Source organism: Kutzneria sp. NPDC051319 (genome assembly GCF_040682195.1).
Lineage (GTDB): Bacteria > Actinomycetota > Actinomycetes > Mycobacteriales > Pseudonocardiaceae > Kutzneria.
This window is the reverse complement of record NZ_JBFBAM010000138.1, coordinates 1-10,212: the sequence shown is the minus strand read 5'-3', so window position 1 is coordinate 10,212 and position 10,212 is coordinate 1. Positions and strand designations below refer to the sequence as shown.

Genomic DNA, 10,212 nt, shown 5'->3' with positions numbered 1-10,212 from the left:
CCCTCGTAGCTGACCGGCCCGCCGCGGTGCAGCGCCCGGATCAGCTCCACCGCTTCCTCCAACATGGACAGTCGCGTGTCCGCCGTCGGCCACGGTCCGCCGAGGATGTGCTCGTTCAACGCTTCTCCGCTGCCCACGCCGAGGGTGAAGCGCCCTTCGCACTGCACCGCGGCCGTCGCCGCCGCCTGGGCGATCACCGCCGGGTGGATGCGGACCGTCGGGCAGGTGACGGCCGTCGTGATCGGCAGGGTCGTCCGTTCGGACAGCGCGCCGATGACCGACCAGACAAAGGGGCTGTTGCCCTGCTCGCGGTTCCACGGGTGGTAGTGGTCGGAGATCCACAGCCGGGTGAACCCGGCGCGCTCGGCGAGACCGGCCTGGCGCACCAGCTCCTTGGGCCCGAACTCCTCGCTGGACAGGAAGTATCCGAGTTTCACCATGCCTGTCGGGTACCGCCGCGGCCAGCGGCCAAACCTAGTGAGCCAGCGTCGAACGGATCAGGGCCGCGGCGAGCGTGGCGACTTGGTCCGGCTTGACCAACTCGGCCAGGCCGCGGGGGTCGGCCGGCAAACCGTGGTGCCTGGCCGCGTCCAGGGCCCGCTGGTCGAAGAAGGGGCGCACGCGGGGCCAGACGGCTTGGACCTCGCGGCAGAAGATGTCGGCCCCGGTTTCGGCGATGCCGGGGAACTTCTGGATCTCGCGGTGCGGGGAGCGCATGCGGCGCAGGTCTCCGCGCCAGGTGTCGAGCAGAAGTTGCGCGCCTTCGCCGAGCCGAGTGGCGGTGCTCTCGTCGTAGCGGACGTAGCCGCCGCGGCCGAGGGCGTCGACCCGCTCCTGCCACGTGGCGTCCAGCATTCGGCGAGGGGTGCGCAGGCCGGCGGAGAAGAGCTCCCGGGCCGCGGAAACCGCGATGTCGGCCCGGATCCGGGCCGACAACAGCGTCGCCAGCACGAGGAGCTCGTACAGGGGAGAGGGCTTGTCCCGCAGGGCGATGCCGGCCTCGGCGGCGTAGGTGGTGCCGAACCGGTCGAGCAGCTGCCTGACGGTGGTCTGGCGGTTCGGCACCCCGTCACCCCCGGACTTCGGTCAGCTCGTCCCGGTTCAGGACGCAGAACTCGTTGCCCTCGGGGTCGGCCAGCACGATCCACGGCTCGTCGTTGCGCTGCCCGATGTCGACGCGGGTGGCGCCGAGGCCGAGGATGCGCTCGATCTCGATGCGGTGGCGGCCCGGCGGGGCGGCGACGTCGAGGTGGACCCGGTTCTTGCCGGTCTTCGGCGGCACGTCCGGAACCTCCTCGAACAGCACGGCGCCGCCGCGTGCGGTGTCCCAGTCCGACGGGCCGATCTCGACGAAGGCCGTGCCGTCGGTGCTGTTGCCGGTCTGGACGGTGCGATAGCCGAGCACAGCGGACCAGAACTCGGCCAGCCGGTGCGGGTCGGCGCAGTCGATGGTGGTCGCGACGATATGAGTCACCATGGTGACGGGGATACCTCGGCGACTGCGGGGTGAAACGCGGGGTGTCAGTACCTCAGCAGCGCCCCCACCCCGTCGATCAGCTCCAGGTGCCGGCCGGACATGACCAGGCCGGCCCCGGACACGGCGGCCGCGGCCGGCAGCGCCTCATCGGCTCGCCGCCGCATGGTGTCGACCGGTCCCTCGGCCTGGACGGCCACCTGCTCCAGCCCGCCGGCGGTCCACAGCGCGCGATCGCCGGCCAGCTCGTCGGTGACAACAACTGTTTCCACCCGCGCCTCCCGCAAGGCCGCGGTCACGGCCTCCAGCCCCTGCACGGCGAGTCCGCTGTCGCGGGCCAGCTCGGCCGCGAACCGGTCCACCCACGTTTGTTGGGCCGCCCGGGCGTAGTCCTCGGCGATCAGCCGCACCTCGGTCTCCAGCGCGGCCTCGTCGATGCCCTCGGCCTGGGCGCCGGGTCGAGTGTCGACGGCGATCTCCAGCAGCCGCTCGGGCAGCCTCTCCCGCAGCTCGGCCCGGGCTTTCGCCTCGGCGGCGATGACGATCAGCTGCGCCCGCAGCTCGTCGGCCAGGTGCGACAGGGCGTCCACGACCTCGGCCGGACCGTCCACAGTGGCCCGTCCGGCCAGCTCACCGCGCGCGCTGTAGCCGCGCAGGTCGGCCCCGACCTGGTCCATGATCACGACCACGTAGGCCACCGGCGGCACGTTCTGCGCGGCCAGCGGCAGCAGGTACGGCAGCGAGGACCAGCGGACAACAGGTGTTGTCGGCGGCACCGCCAGCCAGGTGTCGAGCAGCACCCGCCCGGCCGAGGCGATCAGGGCGCGGCCCGCGGATCCGACGGGCTTGGCGCCGGTCAGGATCGCCTGCTCCAGCTCCTCGACCGTGGAGCGGTCGGCGCCCTGTCCGTCGAGCGCGGCGCGAATTTCCTGCCAGCGCAACTGGGTGGCGTGGTCGGAGTCTTCGGTGTCGTGGCTCGCGTCGAAGTACACCGACGCGAAGTCGCCGGGCGCGGTGACGAGCTCACGGAGCTCGGTCGTCTGCATGGTCTCCCTTTCGATGGGCCCGGCGGCGCAGCAGCAGCGCGGTCGTCGCGGCAGCGCCGGCGAGAATGGCGCCGCGGTGCGAGTTCAGCCACCACTGCCGGCTGCGCGGCCGGGCCGTGTCGTCGAAGGCGCCGTGCGCGCCGTGGTCGAGCCGCCGATCGGCCGCCTCCCACAGGTTGGGTCCGGAATGCGGCGGCGTGCGGTCCACCTGCTGCGCCTTGTACGCGGTGCGCGCGAGGTACCGGTCCAGCACGCCACCGGCGAACTTCTCGCCGAGGATGGTGCCGACGGTCGACCCGCCGACCCAGTACTCACGCCGCCGCGGATGCGCGGCCGCGTGCACGATGGCCTTCGCGGCGACCTCAGGCTGGTAGATCGGCGGCACGGGTTGCGCCGGCAGCGGCAGGCGGGACAGCAGCCAGTCGAACTGCGGCGTGTTCATGGCCGGCAGGTGCACCATCGTCACGTGCACGCCGCTGTGGTCGTGCATCAGTTCGCAGCGCAACGACTCCGTGAAGCCCTTGATGGCGTGCTTGGCGGCGCAGTAGGCCGACTGCAGCGGGATTCCCCGGTGCGCCAGGGCCGAGCCGACCTGCACGACCGTGCCCCGGTTGCGAGGCTTCATCCGCTTCAACGCCGCCAGCGTGCCGTAGACGTAGCCCAGGTACGTGACCTCGGTGACGCGGCGGTACTCGTCGGCGGTGATCTCGTCGACCGGGGCGAAGACCGAGGTGAAAGCGTCGTTGACCCAGACGTCGATGGGCCCGAAAGCCGTTTCCACGGCCGTCGCGGCCTCCTCGACCTGCTGTGCGTCCGCCACGTCCACGGGAATCGGCAGCGGCGTGCCGCCGGCCTGCCGCACTTCTTCGGCCGCGGCGGCCAGGCCCGCCTCGCCTCGGGCCAGCAGCGCGACGCGGTCGCCCTTCTCGGCGAACGCCCGTGCCGTCGCGCGACCCACACCACCGGTGGCTCCTGTGATCACAACGACTCGATCCATGAACCCCGGGTACCCATGAAGCCGTCGAGTATCCCCGTCAGGTGATCGCGAACAACGCCCCGACCGCCGCCATGCCCAGCACCAGCCAGGCCACGTAGTCGCCGACGTGGCCGGAGTGCAGGCGGTGCACCACATGCAGCGGCGCCTTCAGCGCGCCGCGCAGGCGACCGAGTCCGAAGTGGACGCCGACAAAGCCGATTCCCACGGCCAGTGCGGCGCTGAGCAGCCCCAGCGTGACGCCCGACCCCGTCCACTCCACGTCGAGGTGGCCGACCGCCGTGGCCGGGGCGCCGTGCAGGGTCTGGGCCAGCAACCCGGCTCGGTCCAGGAAGCGCTGCGCCCCGGCCCCGAGCGCCTCAGCCGCGGCCGGCACGACTCCGACCGCTAGGCCGCCGGTCAGCAGCACCCCGATGGCAACAACCATTGTCGCCGGTACCCGCTGAGGGAAGCGGCCCTCCTGCTTCTCGTCGTCGCCCGTGGTGGTGTCGGAGTCGGTGTCCTGCGGCGGCGGGCCCAGGCCGAAGTGGATCCGCAGCGAAGCGCGCAGAACGGCGCCACCGGTCGCCGCCGAGACCAGCACGAACAACACCGCCAGCCCGCTCGATTCCTCGCTGATCGCCTTGCCCAGGCCGGTGCCGAACGGCGGCAGCCCGGCCAGCGCCAGCGCGCCCAGCGGCAGCAGCCACTTGGTCAGCCGTTCGTCCCGCCCTCGGCAGTGCAGGTCGAACTCGTCGACACTTCCCTTGCGGGCCAACAACACGCCGACCATCAGGAACAACGCGCCCTTCACGCCGGCATGCCCGAACACGTACAACACGGCCCCGGCGACTCCGGAGGCGGTCAGCGTCGCCAGCCCGACCAGGAACAATCCCAGGTGGGCGATCGTGGAGTAGGCCAGCATCCGCTTGAGATGCCGCTGCATCAGGCACAACGTCGCCCCCAGCACGGCCGTGGCGATGCCCAGCACCACCAACGTCCTGTGCAGCGACGCCGCCGGCAGCACGCCGCCGAACACCGTCGTGGACACCCGCAGGACGCCGTACAGCCCGAGCGGGGCCATGACACCGGAGAACAGCACGCACACCGGTGTCGGTGCGACGGCATGGGCGTCGGCCAGCCAGAAGTGGAACGGCACGATGGCCGCCTTCACCAGCACACCGGTCAGCACCAACGCCAATGCCGTCAGGACCAGTGGGTCCATGCCGTGCCCGTCCAGCGCCGCCCCGATCTGCGGCATCCCGAGTTGGCCGGTCCGCGCGTAGAGGATTCCGATGCCCGCCAACGAGAAGTACGCGCCGAGCGACGTCACGACGCCGAAGGTGAAGCCGCCCTGCACGGACCGGGGCTCCTCGATCTTGTGCCCGGTCAGGGCGTAGGCCGTGGCGCTCATGAGCTCCAGGAACACGAACAGGTCGAACAGGTCGGCGGTCAGCGAGAACCCGACCATGCCGGCCAGGAACAGCAGGATCAGCACGTGGACGTGCGCCTCGGCGTCGTCGAAGTACCGCCAGGTGTATATCAGCGCGCACGCCGTCAACCCGCAGGCCAGCAGGGCGAAGCCGGCCCCGATCTGGTCCGCGGCCAGCACGATCCCGACGTTGGCGGAGCCCTTGGGCGTCCACCCGCCGACCCAGGTCACCACCCGGCCGGAACTCGTGGCCGCCACCAGCAGCGCCATCGCCGCCACGCTGACAACGGCTGTTGTCATGGCCAGGGCGTCGATCACGAGCCGGGGTGCGAACCTGGCCAGCGCGAGCAGCACACAGGCCCCGGCCAGGGGGATCGCGATGCCCAACGGCGGCAGCCAGCTCGGGTCCACGATCACCCCCGCAGCTCGTGGAGCTCGTCGGGATCGACCGTGTCGGTGCGCTTGGCGATCTGGATCACCAGTGCCAACAGCAGCGCGGTCACCGTGGCCGACACGACGATGTCGGTCAGGGTCAGCGCCTGCACCACCGGATCCACCACCGGTCCCGGCGCGCCCTGGACGGGCGCCGAAGCCCCGTACTGAAAGCCGATGCTGAGCAGCAGCACGTATGTCCCGGACTGGGCGACGGCCACGCAGACGACGGTGTGGATGAGGTCGCGGCTGCGCACCACGCCGAAGACGCCGATCAGCAGCAGCCAGCCGGCGACCAGATAGGGCAGCACGTTCACGACGCCTCCCGGACGGACAGCGCCTGGGCCAGGAATCCCGACAGCAGCACGACAACACCCGATGTCACCTCGGCGCCGACGGCCGCGTTCAGGAAGAACACGGTCCCGGAGGAGAACAGGTCGCCCAGGACGCCGTGCGGGAAGACGTTGGCCAGGAAGGCACCGGTCAGCAGCAGTCCCACCAGGCCGAGGACCACGAACGCCCCGGCGGCCACCGCCTCGGCGACCTGGTACCAGATCTTGGGCCGGAGGCGTCGCAGCAAGCGGTAGCTCCCGGCCACGTACAGGAGATGAACCGCGGTCGCCAGCACGACACCGCCCTGGAAGCCGCCGCCCGGCGTGAGATGGCCGTGGAACACCACGTCCGCGCCGACGATCAATGTGACCGGCAGCAGCAGGTAGCCGAGCAGCTTGGTGGCTTCCAGCACGCGGCCCTCGTCGCGATCCAGCAGCTCCTGCTCGTCCTTGGACGGCCGCAACAAGGTCGCCGCGCCGACCACGGAGCCGAGCAGGATGGTCTCCTCGCCCAAGGTGTCCAGCGCCCGCTGGTCGAAGTTGATCGAGGACACGATGTTCGGCGACGACCGGCCGACGGCCGCCGGCACGGCCAGGTCCCGATACGGGTGCACGAGCCCGCCGAACGACGGCATTCGCAGCAGCGCCAACACGATCAGCGTGCCGACTCCGCCGGCACCGAGCCAGAACACGATCCAGCGCGCCGACCTGGTCACCGTTTTCCTCTCCGCACCTTGCGCACGGCCAGCAGCACCATCAGCGGCACCACCGCCGAGCCCACCGCCACCTGCGACAACGCCACGTCCGGGGCCTGGAGCAGCACGAACAGCAGCGTCAGCAGCACCCCGTACACCGAGAGCGTCACGGCCTGCCGTCCCGGCTCGCGGGTGAGCACCACGACCGTCGCACCGGCCGCGACCAGCAGGAACGCCACCACCAGCAGCGGGGTCACGATTCCACGATCCCGTCGCGCTGGGCCGCGGTCCGGCCGACGGCCGCCGTCAGCACCGGCCCGGTGATCCCGAGCAGGACCACCGTCAGCAGGACAACAGCTGTTGTCAGACTCCAGCCGTTGGCCACCGCCAGGGACAGGCCGATCAGCGGGCCGCCGATCGACGTCACCGGCGTCAGCCAGTGCAGCCGGCGGTAGAAGTCGCGGACCAGCACGGCGGCGACGGAGGACACCACGACGACGAGGCTGCCCGCGGCCAGCAGCGCCCAGACGATCACGGCTTGGGCCCGAGCAGCCGGGTGTACACGAGCGTGCCGGCGAAACCCAGCAGCACCAGCACAAGCGGCACGATCAGGTAGCTGGACTGGCCGTCGCCCTGGATCATCACCAGCAGCGTCAACGCCCCGACCGCCGACGCCAGCTCCAGGCCCACCAGCCGCTCGACGGGCCCGCCTCGGGCCACCAACACCAGCGCCGGGACCATTCCGCCGACCAGCAGGGCCAGCGTCGCGATCTCCCAACCGCTCATTCGTCCCCCAACGAGTGCACCAGCAGCGAGTCGCCCTCGTCATCCAGCACCACCGTGTTCGGCGACGCCGACACGATCACCGTCTTCACACCCTTGCGCAGTGCGGACACGGGAATCCGCCGGAGTTCGGCCCGCGAGCTGGCCAAGGCCGCACTGCCGCGCGCGATGTCCATGGGCAGCCGCCAGGCGCTCGCCGGCCGCCAGCGCCCGTCGCAGGCCAGGCGGACCGAAGCCGCGATGACCGCGCACGGCACGGCCAACACGGCGGCGACCAGCAGATCCTGCCAGTTGACCGTGCTCAGCGTGGTCAGCCATACGCCGACCAGCACCGCCCACCACATGGCCGACTCGACGGCTCTCACCATGCACCCGAATGCCCGGGGCCAAGGCCCGCGAAACCCGGTTGGGTCACGGCATCGCGGGTATTCGACCGCCATGACGACGATCGAGAAGTCCATCGATGTGCACGTCCCGGTGCGCACCGCGTACAACCAGTGGACGCAGTTCGAGTCCTTCCCCGAGTTCATGGAGGGCGTGGAGCGGGTCATCCAGGTGGACGACACGCTCACCCGCTGGGTGACCAGGATCGGCGGCATCGTCCGGGAGTTCGAGGCCCAGATCATCGCCCAGCATCCCGACGAGCTGGTCGCCTGGAACACCATCGGCGGGCCGCCGCACGGCGGGGTCGTCACCTTCCAGGCCATCGACCAGGCCACCACCCGGGTGGCGCTGGCCATGCAGTACGAGCCCGAGGGCGTCACCGAGAAGGCCGGAACCGCGCTCGGCCTGGTGGACAACCGGATCAGCGGCGACCTCAAGCGCTTCAAGGAGTTCATCGAGAAGCGGGGCCACGAGACCGGCGCGTGGCGGGGCGACGTCGGCATGGAGCCCCAGACCCACGCCACCCAGGAGCCGCTGCCCAACCAGCCGCCGGAGACCGACCCGGTGCTCGGCGACATGCCCGGCGTGGCGCCGGAGGACTACCGGGGCGGCCGCTCCTGACGGTCGACGCGGCCGAACGAGGTCGGCCAGACGAACCACAGCAGCCCGAACAGCAACCCGATGGCCCCGCCCAGCACACCCCCGACGACGCCGCCGAACACGACGTAGCCGATCAGCAGCACCGTCCCGGCCATGGCCGCGGCCAGCAGGATCAGCCCGATGATGACGAACCGACTGGCCCGATCCACGATCGCCTCGCGCGCGCCGCGCCGGAACAGCACCCGGTGCCAGGCCGCCGGGGCGATCAGGAAGCCGGCCGACGCCGCCGTCAGCAGCACCACGATCAGGTGGGTGACGTGCACGAAGTCGCCGGCTTTGCGGTAGCTGTCGGTGAAGACCACCGACAGCAGGAACCCGAACAGGACCTGCACGCCGTTCTGGGCGACGCGCAGCTCCTGCAGCAGCTCCCCGACATTGCGGGTCAGCCGTTGGTGCTCGTCCTGCTCGGGACCGCTCATGCCGTCGAATCCTTGACGTGCGGGTAGTGCAGGTCGAACGCGGGCCGCTCGGAGCGGATCCGGGGCAGCGAGTGGAAGTTGTGCCGGGGCGGCGGGCAGGACGTGGCCCACTCCAGGGAGTTGCCGAAGCCCCACGGGTCGTCCACGTGCACGATCTCGCCGTAGCGATAGCTGCGGACCACGTTCCACAGGAACGGAAGCATGGACAGGCCCAGGATGTACGCGCCGACGGTGGAGATCGAGTTCAACACGGTGAAGCCGTCGGTGCCGAGGTAGTCGGCGTAGCGGCGGGGCATGCCCTCGGCGCCGAGCCAGTGCTGTACCAGGAAGGTCGTGTGGAAGCCGACGAACGTGGTCCAGAAGTGCAGCCGGCCCAGCCGCTCGTCCATCATCCGGCCGGTGATCTTCGGGAACCAGAAGTACACGCCGGCGAAGGTGGAGAACACGATGGTGCCGAACAGCACGTAGTGCAGGTGCGCGATCACGAAATAGCTGTCGGTGACCTGGAAGTCCAACGGCGGGGAGGCCAGCAGGACCCCGGACAGGCCGCCGAACAGGAACGTCAGCAGGAAACCGATCGCGAACAGCATCGGTGTCTCGAAGGTCAGCTGCCCCTTCCACATCGTGCCGATCCAGTTGAAGAACTTGATGCCGGTCGGCACCGCGATGAGGAAACTGGTCATGGAGAAGAACGGCAGCAGCACCGCGCCGGTGGCGAACATGTGGTGCGCCCACACCACGATCGACAGGCCGGCGATGGCGATGGTGGCGTAGATCAGCCCCTTGTAGCCGAAGCAGGGTTTTCGGCTGAACACCGGGAAGATCTCCGTGACGATGCCGAAGTAGGGCAGCGCCACGATGTAGACCTCGGGATGGCCGAAGAACCAGAACAGGTGCTGCCACAGGATCGCCCCGCCGTTGCGCGGGTCGAACACGTGCGCGCCCAGGGTTCTGTCGGCCAGCAGCCCGAACAGCGCGGCGGTCAGGATCGGGAACGCGGCCAGCACCAGCACCGAGGTGAACAGGATGTTCCAGGTGAAGATGGGCATCCGGAACATGACCATGCCCGGCGCCCGCAGACACACGATCGTGGTGATCATGTTGACGGCGCCGAGAATGGTGCTCAGGCCGGACACGATCAGGCCCGCCGCCCAGAGATTGCCGCCTACGCCGGGGGAGTGGGCCAGGTCGTTGAGCGGGGCGTAGGCGAACCAGCCGAAGTCGGCGGCGCCGCCGGGCGTGACGAAGCCGGAGATGACGATCAGCCCGCCGAACAGGTACAGCCAGTACGACAACGCGTTGAGCCTGGGGAAGGCCACATCCGGGGCGCCGATCTGCAGCGGCAGCACCAGGTTGGCGAAGGCGAAGACGTTCGGGGTGGCGTAGAGCAGCAGCATGATGGTGCCGTGCATGGTGAACAGCTGGTTGTACTGCTCCTGGGACAGGAACTGCAGCCCCGGTTGCGCCAGCTCCGTGCGCATCAGCAACGCGAGCGCGCCGCCGAGCAGGAAGAACGCGAACGTGGTGACGAGGTACATCACCCCGATCCGCTTGTGATCGGTGGTGAACAGCGTCTCTTCGA

The 10,212-nt window shown here is 70.2% G+C and carries 15 protein-coding genes; 1 reads left to right on the top strand and 14 read right to left on the bottom strand.

Going from position 1 to position 10,212, the window contains the following annotated elements:
* The 12 genes from AB0M73_RS49165 to AB0M73_RS49110 form a co-directional block, all read right to left on the bottom strand.
* The coding region (locus AB0M73_RS49165) for a TIGR03557 family F420-dependent LLM class oxidoreductase (protein ID WP_363907033.1) at positions 1 to 440 on the bottom strand (440 nt) is incomplete at its 3' end.
* 34 nt (positions 441 to 474) lie between these two features.
* A complete protein-coding gene (locus AB0M73_RS49160; RefSeq protein WP_363907031.1) occupies positions 475 to 1,065 on the bottom strand; it encodes an endonuclease in 591 nt (196 codons plus the stop codon).
* A 4-nt stretch (positions 1,066 to 1,069) separates the two neighbouring features.
* Positions 1,070 to 1,477, bottom strand: coding sequence for a VOC family protein (locus tag AB0M73_RS49155; protein WP_363907029.1), 408 nt, complete (start codon positions 1,475 to 1,477; stop codon positions 1,070 to 1,072).
* Positions 1,478 to 1,521: 44 nt separating this feature from the next.
* Positions 1,522 to 2,520, bottom strand: coding sequence for a hypothetical protein (locus AB0M73_RS49150; protein ID WP_363907027.1), 999 nt, complete (start codon positions 2,518 to 2,520; stop codon positions 1,522 to 1,524).
* Positions 2,498 to 3,517: an SDR family oxidoreductase gene (locus AB0M73_RS49145; protein ID WP_363907025.1), complete on the bottom strand. Its 1,020-nt coding sequence runs from the start codon at positions 3,515 to 3,517 to the stop codon at positions 2,498 to 2,500. The genes AB0M73_RS49150 and AB0M73_RS49145 overlap by 23 nt, the downstream gene beginning before the upstream one ends.
* A gap of 37 nt (positions 3,518 to 3,554) precedes the next feature.
* The gene (locus tag AB0M73_RS49140; RefSeq protein WP_363907023.1) at positions 3,555 to 5,342 is read right to left on the bottom strand and encodes a complex I subunit 5 family protein; all 1,788 of its coding nucleotides are present in this window, start codon (positions 5,340 to 5,342) and stop codon (positions 3,555 to 3,557) included.
* Complete coding sequence (locus AB0M73_RS49135) at positions 5,339 to 5,674, bottom strand: sodium:proton antiporter (RefSeq protein ID WP_363907021.1); 336 nt, start codon at positions 5,672 to 5,674, stop codon at positions 5,339 to 5,341. The genes AB0M73_RS49140 and AB0M73_RS49135 overlap by 4 nt, the downstream gene beginning before the upstream one ends.
* A complete protein-coding gene (locus tag AB0M73_RS49130; RefSeq protein ID WP_363907019.1) occupies positions 5,671 to 6,405 on the bottom strand; it encodes an MnhB domain-containing protein in 735 nt (244 codons plus the stop codon). Before AB0M73_RS49130 ends, AB0M73_RS49135 begins: the two co-directional genes overlap by 4 nt.
* Positions 6,402 to 6,641, bottom strand: a complete 240-nt coding sequence (locus AB0M73_RS49125; protein ID WP_363907017.1) for a DUF4040 domain-containing protein — start codon at positions 6,639 to 6,641, stop codon at positions 6,402 to 6,404. Before AB0M73_RS49125 ends, AB0M73_RS49130 begins: the two co-directional genes overlap by 4 nt.
* On the bottom strand, positions 6,638 to 6,919 hold the full coding sequence (locus AB0M73_RS49120) for a monovalent cation/H(+) antiporter subunit G (RefSeq protein ID WP_363907015.1): 282 nt from the start codon (positions 6,917 to 6,919) through the stop codon (positions 6,638 to 6,640). Before AB0M73_RS49120 ends, AB0M73_RS49125 begins: the two co-directional genes overlap by 4 nt.
* On the bottom strand, positions 6,916 to 7,170 hold the full coding sequence (locus AB0M73_RS49115; protein ID WP_363907013.1) for a monovalent cation/H+ antiporter complex subunit F: 255 nt from the start codon (positions 7,168 to 7,170) through the stop codon (positions 6,916 to 6,918). Before AB0M73_RS49115 ends, AB0M73_RS49120 begins: the two co-directional genes overlap by 4 nt.
* The gene (locus AB0M73_RS49110) at positions 7,167 to 7,535 is read right to left on the bottom strand and encodes a hypothetical protein (protein WP_363907011.1); all 369 of its coding nucleotides are present in this window, start codon (positions 7,533 to 7,535) and stop codon (positions 7,167 to 7,169) included. The genes AB0M73_RS49115 and AB0M73_RS49110 overlap by 4 nt, the downstream gene beginning before the upstream one ends.
* A gap of 70 nt (positions 7,536 to 7,605) precedes the next feature.
* On the opposite strand from AB0M73_RS49110, the gene AB0M73_RS49105 reads away from it, so the two are divergent.
* Complete coding sequence (locus AB0M73_RS49105) at positions 7,606 to 8,172, top strand: SRPBCC family protein (RefSeq protein ID WP_363907009.1); 567 nt, start codon at positions 7,606 to 7,608, stop codon at positions 8,170 to 8,172.
* On the opposite strand, the gene AB0M73_RS49100 is transcribed toward AB0M73_RS49105, so the two are convergent.
* The gene (locus tag AB0M73_RS49100; RefSeq protein WP_363907007.1) at positions 8,151 to 8,630 is read right to left on the bottom strand and encodes a DUF6328 family protein; all 480 of its coding nucleotides are present in this window, start codon (positions 8,628 to 8,630) and stop codon (positions 8,151 to 8,153) included. The two genes, AB0M73_RS49105 and AB0M73_RS49100, sit on opposite strands and share 22 nt — an antisense overlap.
* Positions 8,627 to 10,212: cytochrome c oxidase subunit I (ctaD, locus tag AB0M73_RS49095; protein WP_363907005.1), on the bottom strand; the 1,586-nt coding region annotated here is incomplete at its 5' end. The genes ctaD and AB0M73_RS49100, both read right to left, overlap by 4 nt.